This window comes from Colwellia sp. NW0002-52-1 (assembly GCF_057550865.1).
Map to the genome: position 1 here is coordinate 417,544 of NZ_BAAJLU010000001.1, position 22,696 is coordinate 440,239.

The following is a 22,696-nucleotide window of genomic DNA, read 5'->3' on the forward strand; positions in this document are numbered from 1 at the left end:
ATGTTTAATAGCAACAATTTTTCTATAAAAAACGCATAACAATTTAATTGCTATGCGTTTTTTAGTTTTTATTAACGTTAAGTTTTAGCGTGAATAGCTGAGCTTAAGAATAGTCACAAACGGTGTTAGTACATAAGGGTATACAGTTTACGTCGATATTTTGTCGCTAAGGCATCGCCGTCTGGCAGTGACTTCAATACATCTAATAATAAATCTTTACTGGTAATATCAGCGCCATTACTTTGCACTAGCAAAAACAAAATTGCCAAAGCTTCTTCATTTCGGTTAACTTGGCTGTATTGCGCGGCTAACTTCTGCTTTAACTCTACATTTTCAGGATTACTTTGTAACTCTTGCTCAAGCGCTTGAATTTCTGGAGAATCAGCCGCTTGGCTTGCTAATTCTAACTTAGCCATTAATGATTTGAAGTGACTATCTTGATCAATCATTTTAATGCTATTAAGCAGCGTTTCAGCCTCAGAGATTTTACCTGTTTGAATATAAACATTTGCCAGCACTAACTTAATATCAGCACGTTCACTGTCAAGTTGATAAGCCTGGTTGATCACAGGAAATGCTTCTGTAATTTTATTCTCTAAAATTAATTCGTTAGCTTGCGCTAATAAAGCGTCTTCGGCTTTAGGTAAGTATTTCGCTAAAAATTCACTAATACTTTCATCAGTTTGAGGCCCAGTTAATCCATCTAGTGGCTGACCATCTTTAACTAAAATCGCCGTTGGTAAACCTTGAATACCAAACTGTTGAGCTATTTGCCCTTGAGTTTCACAATCAATAGTAGCGTATATAATCGTTTCGCCAGCATTCGCTAATGCGATAGCTAACTTATCTCGTAACTCCACACTTTCTGCTATTTGCTGGGCCCAAAAATCAACCAATACAAGTTTAGTTTTTGATTCTTCGAGAATAACTTGCTGAAAATTTTCTAAGGTAATCGCAATAGAATTTGCCATCAATGCAGTTCCAATAATAAAGACATATATTTTTAAGTGGGGTCAAACCCTAAAGATGCAAGCAAATGCCTTAAATATTTATTGTTGTCATTAACGCCTGCGTTACAGATATGTTAGATAGCAATTACTTTTAAGTATCTTCAAATTATTTAATTCGCATGTCGCTTTGGATTATCGTTTATGTAACAAAAAAATAGTATTGCATTTGACCAACATTATTAATAAGTTCATAATTTATCGAATTTTATTATTAAATAAGTCATGAAATGTCATTAGAATTTTTTGTTATAGTTTTCGTCATAATTACCTCGGTTCTCTGGTATTTAAAGCGAGGAAGCAGCACTAAAAAAATGAGAAGAACTCAAAATACTGTTGCTCAACGAAGTCAATTATCTACAGCGAAGATACGCAGCATAAACACAGTTATTCAAGCTCCTGTACGCCTGATTCCAGAAATAAATAATAATCAGAATAGCGTTGTAAAAAATTCAAATGACTTAATGAATTTTACCTTATTACCTTTTGATGCTCTTGATCGCAATCAGCAACAAAAAATTTATGATATGAGTCAGTGCTGCCGTCAACCAAATCCTTTATTACTGAGTTTGACCAAAGGCGAACTGGAGGCTAAAGAGCTAATATCTTTGATTAAATCTGATCCAGAAATGACAGCCAAGATCATCAATACCGTTAACTCTTCACTTTTTTCGTTACGACAGCCAATTGAGAGTATTCATCATGCCATAATATTTATGGGGGTTACATCTGTTAGAAGTATCGCTTTACAGTTTATTTTACAACAAAGCGTCCCCTTTAAAGATGAAGCGCAATCAGCAGCTTATAAAAGAATTTGGCTATCTAGTTATATTGCGAGCTCTTTAGTATTTTTAATCGCTAAGCACTTAAATAAAGAGAACGCCGCTGAATTGTCTACACTGTGTTTACTTACAAGTTTAGGGGATATGACAATGCTTTCTTATCAACCTTCAATAGCCAATACATACATGGGAAAAACATCACTGCTTGAAAGAGTAGAAAGTGTACAATCATCACTAGGTTTAAACTCCGCAGTAATCGGTAAAGCTTTAGCCGAACAGTGGCAGCTTCCAAAGTCAATTGTGTCAGGACTTGCTAATAGCTTATCTCCTTTGATTAATAATAAATTAAATCGTGTTATGCCGCACGAAGAGGCGAAAAATACATTACTGTGTTATTTAGCTTGTCGATTAGGTGATTTAATTGCTTTTGAAGGTGTTAGTGATATTTTTAAAGTTGAAAACGAGGGCTTAGCGGCTTTAAGTAGTTCAGATTTTGCCTATATACAAACCAATATTGAACAACTAGAGCTAGAACAAATTAGTCAATTATTTCGGGACCCTAGCTTTATCAGTAAAGCTAAGCGACTGATCGCTCAAGTGGTTGCCTAGGCTATAATATTTATGCGCACTAAGTTTTGTATTTAGCGCTTAATTAACGCTCTAACCCTCGCTTAATTTCAAGCGTAATAATGGGGTCAGAGCGTTTAGACTTTTAAGACTTAGCATTTTATGATTTAGGTTTTCAAAACAAGGTTAACTATTTAAACGTTCTGTAATAATTCACGAGCAATAATAACTTTTTGAATCTCACTTGTACCTTCATAAATTGCCGTTACACGCACATCACGCGCCATACGCTCAAGTGGGTATTCTTTCACATAACCTGCCCCACCCATTAACTGTAATGCGTCGTAACAAGCTTTGTTGGCATTTTCTGTGGCAAATAGTTTTGCCATTGACGCTGCCATACCAAAAGGTTGACCTTGATCTTTAGTATACGCTGCTTGCATTAATAATAATCGAGCCGCTTCCATTTCAGTGTAGCGTTCAGCTAACTTCCATTGTAGCCCTTGGAAATTTGCTAGTGATTGACCAAATTGCTTACGATCTACAATATACGCTCTAGCATAATCAAGTGCAGCAAGACCAACACCTAATGCTAATGAACCTATACCAATTCGACCACCAGCTAGCTCACCAACAGCAACGCCAAAGCCTTTATTTTCTGCCCCCATTAACGCTGAGGCTGGTACGCGACAGTTAGTAAAGTTTACTTCGTTAGTTGGTGATGCTTTTTGGCCCATTTTCTCTTCGGCTTTACCTATGGTTATTCCGTCGGTATTGGCTTCAACAATAAAACATGAGATGCCTTTACCTTTTTTAGCTTCTGGGTCGGTAACTGCCCAAACTACGAATACATCAGCAAAAGAGCCACTGGTAATATAAAGTTTACTACCGTTAATGATATAATCATCGCCATCTTTAACCGCTTGCGTTTTCATACCTGCGGGATCTGAACCTGCTGTAGCTTCTGTTAAACAGAAACCACCAGCTCGGTATTCGCCACTACAAATTTTTGGTAGGTATTTATTTTTTTGTTCTTCATTGCCTACCGCTTGAATGACTTCTGCAACCATATTAGTTACAGACGTTGTTACCGCTGTTGAAGCACAAGCGCGAGCGAGTTCGGTTATGGCTAAACTAAAAGCGACCGTACCAGCTTCAACTCCGCCATATTCAGCTTTAATATTTAAGCCCATAAAGCCTAGTTCATTTAGTTGAGCTAAGTTTTTTAAAAACAAGCTTTGATCTCTTGTTTCATCAAGCTCTGCCGCTACGGGGGCTAATTCACTATCGGCAAACTTTCTTGCCATATCTTGAATCATTATTTGTTCTTCAGTTAAAGAAAAATCCATCAAAAATCTCACTTTTATTAGTTTAGTATTATCCGATGACGGTAATGGCTAGCGTTAATATTATTAGGACTAACGATATAATTGTGTCAGCTAACTATGTTTCTAAACTATGTTTCTAAACTTTGGCTTCTAAACTGTGATTTCTAAATTACAGTCGCTAAATTAAATAAGCTTATACTGTTTTCAAACATAGTTTCTTAGTTATATAACCTGAACTCTGGATAAGCAGCACTTTCTCAATACTTCCTTTTAACTCATTATCCAGAGCTCAGGTTATATAGCAAAAACGCGCCAAAGCGCGTTTTCTATTAAATAATATTGTAACAACGATTAGAGCACAAACCAAAGCAGACCAGCGCCCAAAACTAAGCGATAGACTACAAATGGCATCATACCTATTTTATTTACCATGATAAGGAAGTAATGAATACACGCATAGGCACTCACAAAAGCTAAAACACTGCCTAGGCCCATGGCAGACCAGTCAACCGCACCCGCCTCTAAAATAAGTTTTAAGGTTAAATAACTGCCCGCCATAGCAATTGCAGGTATCGACAATAAAAAAGAAAAACGTGCAGCGTTTTCTCTACTTAAGCCTAACATTAGGCCGATAGTCATCGTAATGCCAGAGCGCGACGTGCCAGGAATTAATGCAATGGCTTGTGCTAAACCAATTAACATTGCGCCTTTAAAGCCTAAATTCTCGATACTTTTATTTTGCTTAGCTTTAATATCTGCAAAACCTAGTAAAAAACCGAACAATAATGTGGTTGCCGCAATCACAAGTGCGCTACGTAAGTGCTCTTCAATAAAGTCTTTACCTAATAGTCCAAATAGCCCAGCAGGGATAGTGGCAAAGATTATCCACCACGCTAATTTTCCATCAAAATTATCACGTTCGCCTTTTAAAGTACCAAACCAAGCCACAGCCATGCTGCCTACTTCCTTACGAAAATAAAGTACAACGGCTAACAAAGTACCGACATGAACAGCTACGTCGAATGCTAAGCCTTGATCTTGCCAGCCTAAAATAGCTGAAGGTAAAATTAAATGCGCAGAGCTAGAAATAGGTAAAAATTCTGTTAAACCTTGAATCAACGCTAAAATAAAAACTTCTACAGTGCTCATATTACTTATATTTCCTTATTTTTCCTTGCCCAAATCAAGGGCACTATTTGTAATTGTTGTTGGTCTTTATCATATTGTTGCCATAATTCTTGATAACAAAGCCCAAGACTAGGATGAACTAGATGCCCCGCTATTTCGGCTAATGGCCATAAAACAAAGGCATTTCTTGTAATTTCTTCTCGTGGTATTTGTGCTGGGCTGTCTGTTATAACATCATCATAAAGCAGCAGATCTAAATCTAATGTGCGCGGGCTAAATTTTTTAGCATTTTGGCTACGCCCATGAGCAAACTCTATTTTGCGTAAAACTGAAGCAACACTGCCTAGGCTTTGCTCTGTTTGTACGCCAACCACCATATTGTAAAATGCTTTTCCAGCAAAGCCGACTGCTTCACTTTCGAATAACGAAGACAATGTCAGCAAACCAAAGGCTTCGGTTAAGGCATTCAGCCCTTGTTCGATATAATGCTGGCGATTAATGTTACTGCCAATTGAAATATAAATTTCAGCCATTACATTGCTTGTTCAAGTCGCAGTGAACCACGTTCTATTTCAACACCTACTGTAGTAGCGTTATGTACAGCGGTTGGTTTCATCAGTTTTAAGCGTAACCAAGGTATTTGATAATTCGCGATAAGAAAGGCTGCAATTCTTTCTGCTAGCGTTTCAATTAAATCTACCGGATTAGCGTTTGCGAATTCGACAATCGCTTCAGAAATAGCTGCGTAATCAAGTGTTTTAGCCAGTTCGTCATTTTCAGCGGCTTGTGCTGTATTCCATCCCATGGCCAAATCAATAACAAGTGTTTGTTTAATTTCTTTTTCCCAGGCATAAAAACCAATGGTTGTTTGAAAAGTTAACCCTTCAATATAAACTTTATCCACACTCAAACCTTATTTATGTAATGGCGTTTCATGAGATAGTACAAACAATCGCCACAACTTACTTTACAAAATAAATGGCGAGTTTACCTGTGCAGGTCTAGAAAAACTAGTAAACAACACGCTACAATGACAAAAAGCTAAAATAATAGGTTATTTTTACAGCTTACTTTGAAAGGAACTATGTATCACTAGTTTACTTGTTACGTTTTTAATGGTGGTTATGGCCTACTTAGTAGGTTCAATTTCGAGTGCCATTTTACTTTGCAAACTATTGAGCTTACCTGATCCCCGCTCTGCTGGTTCTAATAACCCTGGCGCTACAAATGTACTAAGAATTAGCAATAAATTTGTTGCTGCATCAGTACTAATTTTCGACATACTAAAAGGTACTTTACCCGTGTGGGCTGGTTATTTTTTAGGTATAGAACCCGTTTACTTAGGTGTTATTGCTCTCGCCGCTTGTTTGGGACACATGTACCCCATATTTTTTAATTTTGAAGGTGGCAAAGCAGTGGCTACTGCCTTTGGGGTATTGTTACCTATTGGTTTAGATTTAGCCGGCTTATTAATATTAACTTGGTTAATTGTGGCAAAAACCACACGCTATTCAAGCTTAGCTGCCATTGTAACTGTATCAATGGCACCTTTATATACATGGTTGCTAAAGCCTATTTATGTTATTCCAGTGTTGATGCTGTCTGGTCTGATTATATTTCGCCATAAAGAAAATATCATCAGACTGATACAAGGCTCAGAATCAAAAATATCTTTTACAAAAAAATAAACCTGTTTAATGCTATACATTCAAAGCAAATAAATTAAATTGGCTCTAAAGTATCAAGTGGCCAACGTGGTGTCGCTTTAAAAGTTAAATCGGCATCTACGCCAGATTTTAAACGCTGTAATCCTGCATAAGCGATCATGGCACCATTGTCAGTACAAAACTCAGGTCGAGGATAAAATACTTCTCCTCCCAGCTTTTTAGTAATCTCGGCTAACTTTTCTCTTAATGCACTATTTGCACTTACACCGCCAGCAATAACTAAACGATTTAAATTACACTGTTTTAGTGCGCGCTTACATTTAATAGCTAAAGTATCAACGACAGCTTCTTGAAAAGCATAAGCGATATCGGCTTGAGTTTGCGCTTTTTGTTCTGGCGTTAATGCTTCTTTTTCTTCTTTACGAATAGTATTAGCCGCTGAAGTTTTTAATCCACTGAAACTAAAGTCTAACCCAGGTCTGTCAGTCATTGGACGTGGAAATTTATAACGCCCCTTGCGACCACTTTCAGCCATTTTAGCTAATACCGGGCCACCAGGATAATCTAGTCCAAGCAACTTAGCGGTTTTATCGAATGCTTCACCGGCGGCATCATCTACAGATTCACCTAATAGCTCATAATGACCAATACCATCAACACGCACTAACATGGTATGACCGCCCGACACTAATAAAGCAATAAAAGGAAAGTCAGGGACATTCTCTTCTAACATAGGTGCTAATAAATGCCCTTCCATATGATGAACAGGCACTGCCGGTAAGTTCCAACCATAAGCCAAACTTCGCCCTATTGAGCAACCAACTAATAAAGCCCCCACCAAACCTGGTCCTGCAGTATAGGCAACACCGTCTAAATCTGCAGGAGTTAAGTTTGCATCTGCCAACACTTCTTTTATTAATGGAATTGTTTTACGCACATGATCGCGCGATGCCAATTCAGGCACTACTCCGCCATAATCTGCATGAACAGCAATTTGACTATAAAGTCTATGCGCAACTATACCTTCAGGTAAGTTACCTTCACCGTCATCATAAATGGCAATGCCGGTTTCATCACAAGAGGTTTCAATACCTAAAATTCGCATAGCTTTAATTTACCTAGAAATGTTTCGTCAATATAAGAAGTCGACCGAGTGTAAATAAAATAATCAGTCGTCAATTGGACGCTGATTTTACCTAGCCACTTAGCAACTTTCAATTTATAGCGCATAAAAGATAGTTTTATGATCAATATCAACCATTAAGCGCCAATTACCGACAATAATTTTACAAATATAAACGAAAAAGTTATTACTACTTTACATTAGCATATGCTTGGCATTAGAATACGGCACCAATTTTTAATAGAGTGGGTGAAGATGAGGCCATGTGGCTGAAATCAGACACCGATTTAATATAGATTCTAACTAAGGTAAAACAGTACATGCCAGTAATTAAAGTAAGAGAAAACGAACCATTTGACGTTGCACTACGTCGTTTCAAACGTTCATGTGAAAAAGCAGGTATCCTTTCTGAAGTTCGCCGTCGCGAGTCTTACGAAAAGCCAACTTGGGAACGTAAGCGTAAAAAAGCAGCAGCAGTAAAACGTGCAGCTAAAAAAGTTTCTCGTGAGAACGCTCGTCGCGTTCGCATGTACTAAGAATACCTTAGTAAATCCTAAGCCAACTGAGTTAACTTAAAAGTAATTATACCATGAGTCTACTTAGCCAACTTAATGATGAAATGAAAATTGCCATGCGTGCCAAAGACAAAATTCGTCTTGGCGTAATTCGTATGGCAATATCTGCAGTAAAGCAGGCAGAAATCGATCACAACACAGAAGCAACTGACGACAATATCATTGCCTTGTTAACTAAAATGGTTAAACAACGTAAAGAATCTATCAAAATGTTTACTGAAGGTGGTCGCGATGAATTAGCAGCTAAAGAAGCTGCAGAAATTATCGTTTTAGAAGATTTTCTCCCTCAGCCATTATCTGCAGATGAAATTAACCAGCTGATAACAAAAGCGATTGCCGATACCGGTGCAGCCTCAATGGCTGATATGGGTAAAGTAATGGCGGTGTTAAAACCGCAAATGCAAGGCAAAGCGGATATGGGCGCAGTAAGCGGACAAATTCGTAAAGTTTTAAACAGCTAGTTAATCTTCCAAAATGAACTTCACTGTTCATTTTGCATATAAACCGCGACAGCTTTGGCCTCGCGGTTTTATTTTAACTAGCGCACATAAAGTTACTATTTTCCCAATATTAATTGTGTAAAAATAGCGTTTTAATTAGAAGTAATGGTATTTATGGCTGGTATGATCCCTCGACAGTTTATTGATGACTTATTGGCGCGAGCCGATATTGTCGAACTAATAGATTCTCGCGTACCATTAAAAAAAGCCGGTAAAAACTACCAAGCTTGTTGTCCATTTCATACCGAAAAATCGCCCTCATTTACTGTTAGCCAAGACAAACAGTTTTATCACTGCTTTGGTTGTGGTGAGCACGGTAATGCTATTTCTTTTTTGATGGAGTTCGATCGTTTAGAGTTTCCAGACGCAGTTGAAGAACTAGCTTCCCATTACAATATGGACGTGCCACGCGAACAAAGCAATCGCTCTCCTGCTCAGCAGAAACAAGATCAAAAAGCCTATATTCAAAAGCAAGATGACTATGAATTAATGGCACAAATCAGCCGTTTCTATCAACAACAATTAAAAGTTGCCACAGATAAAGACGTCGCGATTAATTATTTAAAAGGCCGAGGACTCAGCGGCGAAATAGTCAAACGTTTCGGCATTGGTTACATCAGCGATGCTTGGGATGGCATGATGAAAGTTTTTGGCCGCAGTAACCAAATAAATCAACAACTTGTTGATTTAGGCATGGCCATACAAGGTGATAAAAATAGACCTTATGACCGCTTTAGAGGTCGTATTCAATTTCCTATTCGAGATAAGCGTGGACGCGTTATTGGTTTTGGTGGCCGCGTATTAAGTGACGGCACACCTAAATACCTTAACTCGCCAGAAACACGCATTTATCATAAAGGCCAAGAACTATATGGCTTATATGAAGCCAAGCAAGCTGTAAAACAATTAACACGTTTAGTGGTAGTAGAAGGCTATATGGATGTAGTAGCCCTTGCTCAACACGGGGTTGACTATGCAGTAGCATCGCTTGGTACTGCGACTACGCCTGAGCAATTACAAACATTATTTAGAACCGTTAAAGAAGTTATTTGTTGTTACGATGGTGACCGAGCCGGTCGCGATGCAGCCTGGCGTGCGATGGATAACGCCCTACCAATGATTCAAGATGGTTATAGCTTAAAATTTGTGTTCTTACCCGACGGGCAAGATCCTGACTCAATGATCAGAGAACAAGGCCAAGCCGCTTTTGAAAATACATTAGATAATGCCACACCTTTATCACAATTTTTATTCGAGCATTTGTTAAGCCAAATTAATATGAACTCGCCTGAAGGCAAAGGAGCTGCTGTTGGCGCTTTTCAACCTTATTTAGCTAAACTTCCTGCAAGTAATCTTAAAGACGCTATAGTAACTAAACTCGCAAATCAGTTTGGCGCAAGTAATGAATTGCAATTAAAAAAACTTCATACAAGTTTTGCAAACACAACAGAAAATAAAGCCAAACCGCAGCGACCAAAAATTACGCCAGTGAGACTTGCTATTGCATTATTACTAGAGCATCCCCATATAGTAGAAAAGCTGCCTGATCCGAATATTTTGGCAGATTTAAATTTACCGGGCATTCCGTTACTAAACCAGTTATTAAGGTTATGTAAACAAAACCCGAAAGTTAACAGCGCACAGCTTATTGAACATTTTAGAGATCAAGAAGCCGGAAAGCAGTTAACAAAAATAATGTGCATAGAGCATCATGTAGAAACGGATCATGCTGAAGACACTTTTCTTGATATTATTGAAAAGTTTTTGAACAAATTTTTAGAAAACCGCTCAAATGAATTAATGGAAAAGCAACGCACTGAGGGATTAACCAAAGCTGAAATAGGCGAATTACATAGTCTACTAAGTGAGCAAAAATAATATAACGTGCTGAATGTATGTCAGCATTAAATTAACAACAAAAAACAGTTACGTCTGGTAATTTAGTAAACATTTCGCTATAATTTCCGGCTTACTGTTGTAATTTTGATAGCCATAAATAGGTGGACACTCGTCAATGGATCAAGCCCCACAATCTAGACTTAAAGAGTTAATAACCAAAGGTAAAGAGCAAGGTTATTTAACTTTTGCCGAAGTTAACGATCATCTCCCTCAGGATATTATCGATTCCGATCAAGTTGAAGACATCATTCGAATGATTAACGACATGGGTATTCAGGTGTTTGAAAACGCACCGGATAACGATACGTTAATGATGAGTGAAGCCAATACTGATGAAGATGCAGCTGAAGCTGCGGCCCAAGCACTTGCTACTGTAGAAAGTGAAATCGGTCGTACTACTGATCCCGTTCGCATGTATATGCGTGAAATGGGTACAGTTGAGCTACTGACACGTAAAGGCGAAATTGTTATCGCTAAGCGTATCGAAGAAGGCATTAAAGAAGTTCAACGCTCGGTTTCTGAATATCCGCCAGCAATCAACTACTTGCTTGAGCAATGGGATAATTTTGAAGCTGAAGAAGTTCGCTTAAGTGATATTATCGTTGGCTTTTTAGACCCTGACGCTGAAGATGAAGAAATTCCTGCAGCAGCAACGCACATCGGCTCAGAGCTTTCGAAAGAAGAATTAGACGACGAAGATGATACTGACTCTGACGACGATGACGAAGACGAGGAAGAAGAAGATACAGGTCCTTGTCCTGAAGAAGCACGTGAAAAATTCACTGCTTTGCGTACAGCTTACGAACATGCTAACAAAGTAATACAAACTGAAGGTCGTGGTCATGCTGATGCACAAGCGGCAATTGATGCTTTAGCTGAAGTATTTAAAGAATTTAGAATCGTACCAAAAGTATTTGATCGCTTAGTGAAAAACATGCGTAGTGTAATGGACCGTTTACGTGTTCAAGAACGCTTAATCATGAAGCACTGTGTGGTTGGTGCTGGTATGCCAAAAACAACGTTCATTAAAATTTTTCCTGGCAACGAAACTTCGAAAAATTGGTTTGAAGAACAAAAAGCTGCTGGCCTTCCTCACTCAAAGAGAATGGCTGATATCGAGCTTGATGTTGAACGATGTATTTACAAATTAAACATGTTAGAAGAAGAAACCTATCTTAACGTGCATGGCATAAAAGACATTAACCGTCGTATGTCAATCGGTGAAGCGAAAGCTCGTCGTGCGAAAAAAGAAATGGTAGAAGCTAACTTACGTTTGGTTATCTCAATTGCGAAAAAATACACTAACCGTGGTTTACAATTCTTGGATTTAATTCAAGAAGGTAACATTGGTTTGATGAAAGCAGTTGATAAGTTTGAATACCGTCGTGGTTATAAGTTCTCAACTTATGCTACCTGGTGGATACGCCAAGCGATAACTCGCTCAATTGCTGACCAAGCTAGAACAATTCGTATTCCAGTGCATATGATTGAAACGATTAACAAACTTAACCGTATTTCACGTCAAATGTTACAAGAAATGGGTCGCGAGCCAACACCTGAAGAATTAGCTGAACGCATGATTATGCCTGAAGACAAAATTCGTAAAGTGTTGAAAATCGCTAAAGAGCCAATTTCAATGGAAACACCCATTGGCGACGATGAAGATTCTCACTTAGGTGACTTTATTGAAGATGGTAGCGGTGAGTTACCGGTTGACTCTGCAACTTCTGAAAACTTAAAAGATGCAACACACGAAGTATTAGCAGGCCTAACGGCTCGTGAAGCTAAAGTGTTAAGAATGCGTTTTGGTATCGACATGAACACAGATCATACCCTTGAAGAAGTAGGTAAGCAGTTTGACGTAACACGTGAACGTATTCGTCAAATCGAAGCAAAAGCGTTACGTAAGTTACGTCACCCTTCACGCTCTGAGCAACTGAAAAGCTTCTTAGACGGCGAATAAATATCAATACATTGGTATTACAAGAGTCCAGCTATTAGCTGGACTTTTTTTAGCTGAAATTTAGTATCGTCATCAATAACCTTAACTCTGGATAAGCAGAACTTGCTTAATGCTCCTTATCCAAAGTTCAGGTTAAATAAAACCGAACCTATTAAAGTTAATAAGCTATTTTTCAGGTATTTTGTGCAGAGGTGAGGTTAAAAACTCTTGATCTGTTAATGTATCTAAAAAAGCCAATAAATCTTGTTTCTCTTCAGCAGTTAATTCAAAGCCTTTAATAAACGGGCTTTTTAATGGATTAGCTCGACCATCGCCTTGATATTTTCCATCAATAATATTGCGCCCGCCTGCGGCATAAATATCAATAACTTCTGACAAGGTTGCGACACTGCCATCATGCATATAAGGTGCAGACTGCTTTATGTTACGCAGCGTTGGCGCTCTAAATCGACCATTATCCTTTACTAATGTTGATACTTCCCCAAGACCAATATCTTTTAACGGATAGCCAGAAACCCCTTGTGCTTGGGCCACATTATACAACCCCGTATTATGAAATGGTCGACGGTCTATTAATTGCTGCTCATGACTGGTTGATTGGGTAAAGTTAAAGCCACCATGACAATGGTGACACTCTAGGCGCTCTGAAAAAAACAAATTCATGCCACGTATTGCTGATGCTGAAATTGCATTATCGTCACCTAAATATGCATACTTATCGAAAGCTGAATTAAGTGAAATTAAGCTTCGCACATAGCTTGCTAACGCTTTAACGATCAACTCAAAACTTATGGCTTGGTTTGGAAAAGCCAAGTCGAAATCTAATTGGTAAGCTGGTTTTTTAAACCGTGCAAGTACTTCATCTTCATGACCAGTTATTCCTAACTCAACTGGTGACTCATCAAACATTGGCAGTAAAATCTGCCGCTCGAGAGTCGTAATACCATCATGTGCCCAAGTCAGGGTTTTATTGTAAGCAATGTTAACCAAGGCTGGAGCATTTCTACGATGTAAAATACCTGTAGAGCCTACAGATATGGCTAAAGGCTCTGCAAATGCATATTGTTGTTGATGACAAGTTTGACAAGATTGCTGTTTGTTAGCCGATAAATTTTTATCAAAAAATAGTCTTTTCCCTAGCGCTACTTTTTCATCCGTCATCGGGTTGTTTATCGGAACTTGTGGCTTAGGAAAACCGTTAATAATTGGCCATTTATAATTGTTTTCTTTAGGTTTATTGTTATCGCAAGACCACAAAGAAACACTAAGTACTAAAGTTAAAGCAATAATAGTAAGTTTATTCAACCAAGTTGCCCTCGCTTTCATACTGACTTTTAGTTGCTTTAAAAACCCCGTCAACACGAGCATTATTAGCTATTGAATTATTCAACGATAAATTCTGGAATAGTTGCTGACAGCTTTTATTGTCTTGCTCTGACTGACAACTCGACGAAGCAGACAATTCAACACCCTTTAACAAAGCAGCTAAGTCGACGTTTAATATAAACTGGCCTTGATTATTTTTAACCAACGGAAGTTGAAAATTAAACCGGTTTGGGTACAGACAATTATATTGAGGGGAGCGCATTACACTTGCTGATTTACAACCTGTAGATCCTAAATGAAATAGCCATTGTTCTTGGTTTGTAGCAAGCTCTAAGCGCATGAATTTATGGCCTGTTTGCCAAATCCAAAACATTGAAGGTAAATTTAATGGGCTTGGTTGACTGATTGGATTAAGGTGGTTTATCTCAAAGGGTACGCCAAGCGTAAAACGTATTTTGCTGTATTCATCCAAAACATGATTGCTGTCTGTTGCAAGCTCAATCGCCCAATTAGCTTTGCTTTTTATTTTACTTTCTGCGGTATTGTTAACGTCTAACAACACATTATTATCTTTACAATTTGTGCCCAATAAAGCGGTATTTCTTGCTTGAAAAGGCGTGTTAGCCAAATTTAATTTTTTCCAGCCCAAAGTACTCGAGCCAACTTCAATATCGCTAATAAAAAACTGAAGCTGCTCTATAAACCAGGTTTTATTTTTCTCACCGATGTTAAAAGTAGTTTGGCAGTCTAGTGCTGAATTTTTCCACATCAACTTTACATCGAATTGCTGAGCATTTGAGCGTGTTTCACTAAAAAAGCAACCCGAAATACTTAACGATATTATTGATACAAGTAAAAAAGCATACCGGCTTTTTATTAACATAATGCTCACTTAATATTTATTACGGCTATCAGACTATAATTATCATAATAGTAAAAACAACGACTACTATTAGTTAGTATGATTTCAAAAACAATGTAAATACGTTACAGTAAGTTGCATTTATAACATTTTATTAACATAAGGACTATCGGATGTTTCGCATAACATTGATATTTGTCGTTAGCGCAGCCTTGTTTTACAGTGATCTAGCTATGGCTCACTCTGAGCATGACAAAGCCCGCTTTGTCGCTCAAATAGGTAAAGATACTGGAAAATGTGATCAAGTACTTAGGCCTTGTAAAAGTATTGGCTATGCTGTTCAGCAAGCGAATAAAGGCGATAAAATATTAGTATCTGCCGGGGAATATACCGTTAGTTCAAGTGAAGAGTTGTTCTATTTAAAAAGTGCATTAGTGCCAATTTTTGGTGGTTACAATCGCTTCGATCACTTTCAAAGCCAAAGCCCAGATACAAACCCTACAGAATTGAAAAATATTCCGTTAGATATGGCTGAGCAGCTACGCGAGCAAGGTTTTATAGTTTTGGCCGATGGTAAGTCGTTATTTAGCAAAAACAGCCCTGAAGGCAAGGCATTACAACGTAAGCTAGAAAGTTATACTACCTTAAGTGAAAAGCAAGTTGACCTAGCCTGTGTAGACGGTAAAGCAGGAAGTTTTGACTGTAATAACATTGATTTACTTGCTCATATGCCGCTAAGTGAATTTTCAAGCCGACCAAACAGCGCTAATGATATTTGGGGCCATGTAGATTTAAATACCGGTGACGAATATGCACTCATTGGTTTACGTAACGGCATTGCGGTGATCAATGTAACAAACCCTGAAAATCCAAAAGAAGTTGGCACCATTAGTGGTCTTAACTCAACGTGGCGAGACATTAAGGTCTATCAATACTTTGATAGTGCCATTAATGCTTGGCAAGCTTATGCTTATGCAACCGTTGACGGTACCACAGACTACGTCACTATCATCAACCTAAACCAATTACCTAACTCAGTTAGCTTAGTGGAAAAAAACACTGTAGTTACCAAAGCACATAATGTTTATATTACCAATGTTGATCATACACTTAACATTGCACTACCGGGCTTAACACCCACCTTGCAACTCATAGGAAGCAATAAATTTGGTGGCGCATTTCACAGCTACTCATTAAAAACGCCAGCAACACTTACCACATTACCCAATAACTACTTTGGATCAGGCTACACTCATGACGGTGCTTCAATCAATATTACCGACAACAGAAAAAATAGCCAATGTAATACAAGCAACGAGAGCTGCACCGTATTTATTGATTTCAATGAAAAAGAAGTAAAACTTTGGGATATTACTGACGCTTCAGCCACTCGTTTACTCGGCACTGGCGAATACAACGATGTGGCAAAGCGTGACCAATATGTACATTCAGGCTGGGGCACAGAAGACAAACAACATATCTTTTTACACGATGAATTCGACGAGAAAGATGGCGGCTTAAACTCCACAGTGCGAATATTTTCCATTGCTGACCTTAATAACCCTACCCAAGTAGGACAATGGACAGGGCCAACACGCGCGATTGATCACAACGGTTTTGTTCGAGGCAATCGCTATTACATGTCAAACTATGAACGTGGCTTAACGGTATTAGACATTACCGACCCAGCGAATCCTGAAACAGTTGGTTTTTTCGATACTTACACGCCATCAAACAATGCCGGCTTTAACGGTGCTTGGGGTGCGTATCCTTTCTTACCTTCAGGTAATATTTTAGTCAGCGATATTGGCAGTGGCTTGTATATTCTAAAAGATCGCACACAATTATCGACCCAAGGCAGCCTTGGTTTTGCTAACAACGCTATCGATACTGCCCAAGGTGAAACCCTAACTATTAACGTGCAACGCAGCAATGCAGCTAGCCCAGATCAAACGGTAAGTGTTAATTATCAACTACTACCCGGAAGCGCAAAGGCAAACAGCGATTACACGCCTCTTGCTGGCACATTAACTTGGGCTGCTAACGATACCGCCGATAAAACGATTGAAGTTGATATTGCAAATGATGCAACGGGTAATGAGTTGAAAGAAAAGTTTTTTGTGCGCTTAAGCCAACCAAGTAATAGCGCAACACTCAATCAACATAGTTATTTAACGGTTAATATCGACGGACGTAACGATAGTGGCGCTATAGCGTTTACATCTGCCAGTACTACCGTAGCAGAGAATCAAGGTGAGTTTTCCATCACGGTGGCGCGCCAAGGCAGTTCAACTGGCGCTGTATCTGTTTCTTATTTACTGAGCGCAGGCACAGCAACAATTGGTGAAGATGTAGAGTCAGCTTCAGGCATTATTAACTGGGCAGACGGTGACTCTGCAGAAAAAAGCATTCAAATTAACATTATTGACGATACCGATGACGAAGCTAACGAAACTTTTGTTATTGATTTGTCACCTGTCGCCGAGAGCAACTTAGGTGCTATTACAAAATATACCGTAACCATTTCAGATGACGACAGCAACTCAGCCCCTACTGTAACAGTACCCGAAGATAGCGAAATTAATTCTGGCGCAACTATTAGCATAGCAGCAACCGCTACCGATACTGAAAATGACGCAATGACTTACTTATGGCAACAAACGGCAGGAGCTAATATTTCCCTAACCACTGCAACATCTTTAACAACAAGCTTTATAGCACCAGCTAGCGCAGGAGAAATAACACTTTCATTTACAGCCACAGACTCAAAAGGTTTGTCTAGCACACAAAATGTTACCTTTACTGTAGTCGTTGCCCCAATAGCAACACCTTCACCTACACCACCCGTTGAGAGTAAATCTTCAGGTGGCGGTTCAATAGGATACTTCATCTTATTTATAGTTATTTTACTCACCAGAAAACAAATAAAATAACGAAATAGTTAAGTTGAGCGAACATTGCAACAACAAATCGCTCAACTATTGAACTAACGAACTCATTTATCTGTTTTTTTAACTTTATAATGGTGACAACAAAATAAAAAATGCTTATACTTCTCGCCGCTTTGAACAACCTTTCATGTTTTCAAAGCAAAAGTAGAAAGATGGCCCCTTAGCTCAGTTGGTTAGAGCATCCGACTCATAATCGGCAGGTCCCCTGTTCAAGTCAGGGAGGGGCCACCATTTCATCATTTAAAGACGTCCGCGTACGTCTTTTTTTGTGCCTGCAAGCCAGTAAATACGTTTAAATTACCTGTTATTCAGTCCATTAGCGTCCACCACGATATTGTAACATCCACGATTTAATGTAACACTGAACGTAACAACGGCAATAAATAGCCAAGGGAGTTGTTACAATGGCGAATATTACAAGACCTCTAACCAATACTGAAATCAAGCAAGCTAAGGCCAAAGAGAAAGAATACAATTTAGCAGATGGCGAAGGTTTAGCACTAAGAGTAAAGCCTAACGGGCAAAAATTTTGGATATTTAACTATTCAAAGCCCTATACAAAAAAAAGAACTAATATTGGTTTTGGTACTTTCCCTAGTGTCTCACTGGCTGATGCTCGTCAGAAAAGAAAAGAAGCACGAGAGCTATTAGCTAAGGATATCGATCCTAAAGCCCACAAAGAAGAATCAATCAAAAAAAATAAAGAAGCTCTTGAAAATACCTTCGGTGTTTTTGCCGATAAATGGCTAAAGCTAAAAAGACAACAAGTAAAAGAAGAAACCGCAAAAAAGGCTTTTCAATCATTAGACAAACATATACTCCCCTCACTTAAGAACGTCCCTGTTGAAACAATCAAGCCAAAACTTATTATTGGCATTCTCAAGCCTATAGAGGCAAAGGGCAGCTTGGAAACAATTAAAAGATTATGCAGGATCATTAATGAGGTAATGCGCTTAGCGTTAGCTGAAGGAGTTATAGAAGTAAATTACTTAAGTGATGTTACTAAGCTATTTGCAGCACCTAAAAAAACAAACATGGCAACAATTTCCCCTGACAGATTGCCTGAACTAATGCAGGCGCTTAATAACGCCAGCATAATGAAAATTACACGCTGTTTAGTTGAGTGGCAATTACACACGATGACGAGGCCTATAGAAGCAGCCACTGCACGATGGGAAGATATAAACCTTAAAGAAAAGGTCTGGATAATTCCTGAAGAACGAATGAAGATGAAAAAGCCGCATACCATTCCTTTAACACCACAAACATTAGACTTGCTAGATGCACTTAAAGAGATATCTGGGCATAGAGAGTACGTATTTCCTAGCCATAGAAACCCTAAAAGCCACGTTAATAGCCAAACAGCCAACATGGCGTTAAAGCGTATGGGGTTCGCAGGAGAGCTTGTTTCACACGGTTTGCGAGCACTTGCTAGTACGACATTAAACGAGCAAGGCTTTGATCCTGATGTAATAGAAGCTGCATTAGCCCATGTAGATAAAAATGAGGTTAGACGAGCTTATAACCGGGCAGAATACATTGAACGTAGGCGCGTATTAATGTGCTGGTGGAGTGAACATATACAGAAAGCATCATTAGGTAGTTTATCTGTTATAGGATTTAGGGGACTCAAAGTTATTTGTAGTTAGTAAAGAACTTTAACGTTCGCGAAATAAGTTTCGTTCATACTAACTTTTGTTTGTCAAAGTTAGACAGGTTAAATATATGCTACGCCTGTTCTGGTTTATAGTTGGCACGATTATGAGCTTTAGAATATAAAATATTGTTTTAATTAAATTTAACCCAACAAAAAACAACCATGATGCACACCTATTCAACGGTTGTCCTTTCAATGACCTACAAATAAAAACGAGAATAATCAGCCGCTTGCATCATAATACATTGAATTATGAAACTTTGGTCATTTTCAATAAATACAATCTTTAAGTCACAAACTTTTGTAAAGATAAATATATTTATTTAAAGTATTCTTAACAAATTACCAGTTAACGCCAGTACTATACAAATAACCAGCGCAGGTTTCTGTGAAAGTTTTTCCCATATTTGCAGAATCTGGTATCAATCCATTTTAATCACCAGCTTCTAAGTACAAAGAGCTAGGTTTGTCACTAGAGCAACTATTGATCAATAATACCTCTAAATGCTCTGTCAAAATCAAATCTATTGTCCCTGAATTACATAAACCGTTAACTTGAATAGACTTTTAGTTACTAAAAATCAAAAGTTTTGTAGTATAGCTATATCATTATTTACTTGAATTATTATTGTGCAGACGAAATTACTGTTTTCTTCAAAAGAGTACAAGCAATTACTTGGCATTTCAGATTGCGAACTGATGCACATGCGAGTTTCAGGAAAATTGGATTTTGAAAAAAAAGGCAATGCATTTTTATACCAACTCCATGATAAAAAATTATTATTAAAGCACCCTGTAGCGAATAACTTATTAAACTGGTATCAAGAAAAACACGTTATATCTCTTGATAACTTTCCTAAAGACGTAGAGTCAATTAATTCGATATTAGAGCTTATAGAAACAGTTTTACTACCCGTTAATAAAAAGTTTGGCGATGTTAAAATCACGTACGGTTTTGTATCACAAGAACTAAACAGGTATATCCAGAAAAACAGTTCAACAGGTACATATCCAACAATTGATCAACATTCTGCTTCAGAATTAAATAATGCGAATAATCATATCTGCAAAAGACACGGTATAGCTTGCGATTTCTTTATAAATGGCTTTGAAAACAAAATGGATCAAGTTATGTTGTTTATAGTAAAAAATTTGGATTTCGATAAAATTTACTATTATGGAAATGATAGACCAATACACGTAAGTGTTGGTAATAAGTCAGAAAAGCACTTACAAATAATGAATGTAAGTGCTAATGGTAGACGTATTCCTGGGAAAAAAGCATACGGTAATGAAGCAATCATACTAGCGGAAGAGTTAATCAAATGAATGCTGAACAATTTAAAGAGTTAGTTAATTCTCTGACTATTGGTAAAAAGCTACCCGATTCAATTTATTTTCATAAAGATACATTTTCAGAAGTACCAAACGCTTTATCTAAGTTCATTAAAGTAGTAGCGAAAGCTCTTAAAATTGAAGATGACAATTGGAATCTAGTTAAAGTATTTAGAAAAGACTTTCGTCTATCCCTATTAAATTATCCTTTATTTTTTGAAGACTCATACCCTGCTTTAGAACAAAGTGTAAATGTTGATTTAACTAAATTATCACACCGTATAACGAAATACTCAGAACAAGAAAACCCACCTATTCTTCACAGAAAAGAAACAATGATTTCAAAAGATCATGAGTTTTATGATCAGTTCTGTATGCTTACACAAGAAGGAGAAGCAGCAGGGTTATACGATAACAGCCGCATGATTGGCTTTAAGAATTCGTGGCAGAGGTTAATATCAAAACATGGCTATGAACTTGTAGATGGGCGTTTATTTAGAAGTTCAGCTGTAAGTACAGATAATAATAGTGACAAAGAAATAGATAGACATAAAACAGCAATAGTTAGACATGAACTATCAGCTCCTATGAAGACCCTTGCAAAAAACGGGTTTCTGTCTGGTGATTATTCTATATTCGATTATGGTTGTGGTAGAGGTGATGATCTTAGAGAGCTTGAAGCCCATGGTTTAGATGCTTTGGGGTGGGATCCTAATTTCAACCCTGATTCAGACATAGTTAATTCAGACATTGTTAATATTGGCTTTGTTATAAATGTGATAGAAGATCAAGATGAGCGTATGGCAGCCGTATTAGGTGCATGGGAGACTACCAATAAGTTATTAGTCATATCAGCTATGTTAGCTAACGAAAGCTATATATCTCAATTCACGCCATACAAAGATGGTGTTATCACCTCAAGAAACACATTTCAGAAATACTTTTCACAAGCCGAATTAAAAATATACATAGAAAGAACGCTTGATGAAGAACCTATAGCCATATCACCTGGCATATTTTATATCTTTAAAGATAAAGCTTTAGAGCAAAGCTTCTTAAAAAACAGACATAAACGCAACTATGAATGGAAACACCTAACAGCCCCGAAACCAGTAAGTGAAGACCAAGCTAGAATACTGTTTACAAAGCATCAAGAACTATTAGAATCTTTTTGGTTAAGTTGTTTAGCTTATGGCCGCATACCAGCTAATGATGAATTTAAAGATAGCGATCAAATAAAAGAGATAATAGGGTCAAATAAAAAAGCACTAAAGCTAGTAACTGATTGGTTTGGTAAAGATGAGTTAGAATTAGCGGCAAACATGCGAAAAGAGGATTTACTCATCTACTTCGCATTAGGCATGTTTGAAGGGCGAAAGAGCTACACAAATTTACCTGATGATATTACAAGAGACATCAAAGCCTTTTTTGATACACATAAAATAGCATTACACCAAGCGAAAGAATTACTATTCGATATTGCTAATATTGAACAAATTACCAAAGAATGTATCAAGGCTAAAGATACATTGCCTGCTTCTAAATTATCTCACGAAAGTGGCTTACCTCATTCATTAACCCTACATAAAAAGTTTATCGACGATTTATCTCCACTTCTCAGGGTATACGTATATTCTGCACTCCAGTTATATGGCGAGCTTGATGATATTCAGTTAGTTAAAATACATATCACCTCAGGTAAAGTAACATTATTAGGGTATGAAGGCTTTGATGACACACCATTACCTCAGTTAAAAGAACGTGTAAAAATAAAGATGGCTGAGCAAGACGTCGATTTTTTTGATTATGTGATTGAAGAAAAACGCCCTCTACTACTTAATAAAGCTGACTATATTGATGATACGTTTGAAGATTACAAAAAGCAGTCAAAATTCACTAAAAAATTAATTACAATAGTCGAAAATAATCAACAGATTATTAATTCGAACAATAAACACGCTCTATATACTCAACTTGCAATAATGGGCTTCCAAGTTGATGGTTATAATATTACCGCATAAAAATA

General features: G+C 37.7%; 18 protein-coding genes and 1 tRNA gene. 11 read left to right on the plus strand and 8 right to left on the minus strand.

Going from position 1 to position 22,696, the window contains the following annotated elements; genetic code table 11:
• Positions 1-125: 125 nt before the first annotated feature.
• Complete coding sequence (locus AC27H3_RS01725; protein WP_487103218.1) at positions 126-971, minus strand: tetratricopeptide repeat protein; 846 nt, start codon at positions 969-971, stop codon at positions 126-128.
• A gap of 350 nt (positions 972-1,321) precedes the next feature.
• Between AC27H3_RS01725 and AC27H3_RS01730 the strand changes: the two genes are divergently transcribed.
• A complete protein-coding gene (locus AC27H3_RS01730; protein WP_487103219.1) occupies positions 1,322-2,398 on the plus strand; it encodes an HDOD domain-containing protein in 1,077 nt (358 codons plus the stop codon).
• Between the two features lie 152 nt (positions 2,399-2,550).
• Here the strand turns inward: AC27H3_RS01730 and AC27H3_RS01735 are convergent, their stop codons facing one another.
• From AC27H3_RS01735 to folB, 4 genes are all read right to left on the minus strand, one after another.
• Positions 2,551-3,705, minus strand: coding sequence for an acyl-CoA dehydrogenase family protein (locus tag AC27H3_RS01735; RefSeq protein WP_487103221.1), 1,155 nt, complete (start codon positions 3,703-3,705; stop codon positions 2,551-2,553).
• A 330-nt stretch (positions 3,706-4,035) separates the two neighbouring features.
• Complete coding sequence (locus AC27H3_RS01740) at positions 4,036-4,833, minus strand: undecaprenyl-diphosphate phosphatase (RefSeq protein ID WP_487103223.1); 798 nt, start codon at positions 4,831-4,833, stop codon at positions 4,036-4,038.
• A 5-nt stretch (positions 4,834-4,838) separates the two neighbouring features.
• Positions 4,839-5,345 (minus strand): 2-amino-4-hydroxy-6-hydroxymethyldihydropteridine diphosphokinase, encoded by a 507-nt coding sequence (gene folK, locus AC27H3_RS01745; RefSeq protein WP_487103225.1) that lies wholly within the window; start codon positions 5,343-5,345, stop codon positions 4,839-4,841.
• Positions 5,345-5,716, minus strand: a complete 372-nt coding sequence (gene folB / locus AC27H3_RS01750) for a dihydroneopterin aldolase (protein ID WP_487103227.1) — start codon at positions 5,714-5,716, stop codon at positions 5,345-5,347. The genes folK and folB overlap by 1 nt, the downstream gene beginning before the upstream one ends.
• A gap of 211 nt (positions 5,717-5,927) precedes the next feature.
• On the opposite strand from folB, the gene plsY reads away from it, so the two are divergent.
• Positions 5,928-6,500: a glycerol-3-phosphate 1-O-acyltransferase PlsY gene (plsY, locus tag AC27H3_RS01755; RefSeq protein ID WP_085301376.1), complete on the plus strand. Its 573-nt coding sequence runs from the start codon at positions 5,928-5,930 to the stop codon at positions 6,498-6,500.
• Between the two features lie 34 nt (positions 6,501-6,534).
• On the opposite strand, the gene tsaD is transcribed toward plsY, so the two are convergent.
• The gene (gene tsaD, locus AC27H3_RS01760; protein WP_487103229.1) at positions 6,535-7,584 is read right to left on the minus strand and encodes a tRNA (adenosine(37)-N6)-threonylcarbamoyltransferase complex transferase subunit TsaD; all 1,050 of its coding nucleotides are present in this window, start codon (positions 7,582-7,584) and stop codon (positions 6,535-6,537) included.
• Positions 7,585-7,922: 338 nt separating this feature from the next.
• Here tsaD and rpsU point away from each other — a divergent pair, with 338 nt between their 5' ends.
• From rpsU to rpoD, 4 genes are all read left to right on the plus strand, one after another.
• Positions 7,923-8,138 carry a 30S ribosomal protein S21 gene (gene rpsU / locus AC27H3_RS01765; RefSeq protein ID WP_011045067.1) on the plus strand — a complete coding sequence of 72 codons (216 nt, stop codon included), beginning with the start codon at positions 7,923-7,925 and terminating at the stop codon, positions 8,136-8,138.
• A gap of 53 nt (positions 8,139-8,191) precedes the next feature.
• Positions 8,192-8,638, plus strand: coding sequence for a GatB/YqeY domain-containing protein (locus tag AC27H3_RS01770; RefSeq protein ID WP_487103231.1), 447 nt, complete (start codon positions 8,192-8,194; stop codon positions 8,636-8,638).
• A gap of 153 nt (positions 8,639-8,791) precedes the next feature.
• On the plus strand, positions 8,792-10,555 hold the full coding sequence (dnaG, locus tag AC27H3_RS01775) for a DNA primase (RefSeq protein ID WP_085301373.1): 1,764 nt from the start codon (positions 8,792-8,794) through the stop codon (positions 10,553-10,555).
• Between the two features lie 136 nt (positions 10,556-10,691).
• Positions 10,692-12,539, plus strand: a complete 1,848-nt coding sequence (gene rpoD, locus AC27H3_RS01780; RefSeq protein WP_487103232.1) for an RNA polymerase sigma factor RpoD — start codon at positions 10,692-10,694, stop codon at positions 12,537-12,539.
• Positions 12,540-12,704: 165 nt separating this feature from the next.
• Here rpoD and AC27H3_RS01785 read toward each other — a convergent pair whose 3' ends face one another.
• Both AC27H3_RS01785 and AC27H3_RS01790 read right to left on the minus strand, forming a co-directional pair.
• Entirely contained in the window at positions 12,705-13,844 is a 1,140-nt protein-coding gene (locus AC27H3_RS01785) for an MbnH family di-heme enzyme (protein WP_487103234.1), read from the minus strand.
• Positions 13,837-14,748 carry an MbnP family copper-binding protein gene (locus AC27H3_RS01790; RefSeq protein WP_487103235.1) on the minus strand — a complete coding sequence of 304 codons (912 nt, stop codon included), beginning with the start codon at positions 14,746-14,748 and terminating at the stop codon, positions 13,837-13,839. Before AC27H3_RS01790 ends, AC27H3_RS01785 begins: the two co-directional genes overlap by 8 nt.
• A gap of 152 nt (positions 14,749-14,900) precedes the next feature.
• Between AC27H3_RS01790 and AC27H3_RS01795 the strand changes: the two genes are divergently transcribed.
• The 5 genes from AC27H3_RS01795 (at position 14,901) to AC27H3_RS01815 (ending at position 22,691) form a co-directional block, all read left to right on the plus strand.
• Positions 14,901-17,660, plus strand: coding sequence for a choice-of-anchor B family protein (locus AC27H3_RS01795; protein WP_487103237.1), 2,760 nt, complete (start codon positions 14,901-14,903; stop codon positions 17,658-17,660).
• Positions 17,661-17,832: 172 nt separating this feature from the next.
• Positions 17,833-17,909: transfer RNA gene (locus AC27H3_RS01800), tRNA-Ile, on the plus strand.
• Positions 17,910-18,082: 173 nt separating this feature from the next.
• Positions 18,083-19,327, plus strand: coding sequence for an integrase domain-containing protein (locus tag AC27H3_RS01805; protein ID WP_487103238.1), 1,245 nt, complete (start codon positions 18,083-18,085; stop codon positions 19,325-19,327).
• Positions 19,328-19,965: 638 nt separating this feature from the next.
• Positions 19,966-20,664: a hypothetical protein gene (locus tag AC27H3_RS01810; protein WP_487103240.1), complete on the plus strand. Its 699-nt coding sequence runs from the start codon at positions 19,966-19,968 to the stop codon at positions 20,662-20,664.
• Positions 20,661-22,691, plus strand: a complete 2,031-nt coding sequence (locus tag AC27H3_RS01815) for a DNA phosphorothioation-associated putative methyltransferase (RefSeq protein WP_487103242.1) — start codon at positions 20,661-20,663, stop codon at positions 22,689-22,691. Before AC27H3_RS01810 ends, AC27H3_RS01815 begins: the two co-directional genes overlap by 4 nt.
• The last annotated feature ends 5 nt before the right edge of the window (positions 22,692-22,696 follow it).

What these genes read in the sequence shown, in the direction of transcription:
- AC27H3_RS01725 (WP_487103218.1), bottom strand. Translation starts at nt 971, where the DNA reads ATGGCAAATTCTATTGCGATTACCTTAGAAAATTTTCAGCAAGTTATT.
- AC27H3_RS01730 (WP_487103219.1), top strand. Translation starts at nt 1,322, where the DNA reads ATGAGAAGAACTCAAAATACTGTTGCTCAACGAAGTCAATTATCTACA.
- AC27H3_RS01735 (WP_487103221.1), bottom strand. Translation starts at nt 3,705, where the DNA reads ATGGATTTTTCTTTAACTGAAGAACAAATAATGATTCAAGATATGGCA.
- AC27H3_RS01740 (WP_487103223.1), bottom strand. Translation starts at nt 4,833, where the DNA reads ATGAGCACTGTAGAAGTTTTTATTTTAGCGTTGATTCAAGGTTTAACA.
- folK (WP_487103225.1), bottom strand. Translation starts at nt 5,345, where the DNA reads ATGGCTGAAATTTATATTTCAATTGGCAGTAACATTAATCGCCAGCAT.
- plsY (WP_085301376.1), top strand. Translation starts at nt 5,928, where the DNA reads ATGGTGGTTATGGCCTACTTAGTAGGTTCAATTTCGAGTGCCATTTTA.
- tsaD (WP_487103229.1), bottom strand. Translation starts at nt 7,584, where the DNA reads ATGCGAATTTTAGGTATTGAAACCTCTTGTGATGAAACCGGCATTGCC.
- rpsU (WP_011045067.1), top strand. Translation starts at nt 7,923, where the DNA reads ATGCCAGTAATTAAAGTAAGAGAAAACGAACCATTTGACGTTGCACTA.
- AC27H3_RS01770 (WP_487103231.1), top strand. Translation starts at nt 8,192, where the DNA reads ATGAGTCTACTTAGCCAACTTAATGATGAAATGAAAATTGCCATGCGT.
- dnaG (WP_085301373.1), top strand. Translation starts at nt 8,792, where the DNA reads ATGGCTGGTATGATCCCTCGACAGTTTATTGATGACTTATTGGCGCGA.
- rpoD (WP_487103232.1), top strand. Translation starts at nt 10,692, where the DNA reads ATGGATCAAGCCCCACAATCTAGACTTAAAGAGTTAATAACCAAAGGT.
- AC27H3_RS01790 (WP_487103235.1), bottom strand. Translation starts at nt 14,748, where the DNA reads ATGTTAATAAAAAGCCGGTATGCTTTTTTACTTGTATCAATAATATCG.
- AC27H3_RS01795 (WP_487103237.1), top strand. Translation starts at nt 14,901, where the DNA reads ATGTTTCGCATAACATTGATATTTGTCGTTAGCGCAGCCTTGTTTTAC.
- AC27H3_RS01805 (WP_487103238.1), top strand. Translation starts at nt 18,083, where the DNA reads ATGGCGAATATTACAAGACCTCTAACCAATACTGAAATCAAGCAAGCT.
- AC27H3_RS01815 (WP_487103242.1), top strand. Translation starts at nt 20,661, where the DNA reads ATGAATGCTGAACAATTTAAAGAGTTAGTTAATTCTCTGACTATTGGT.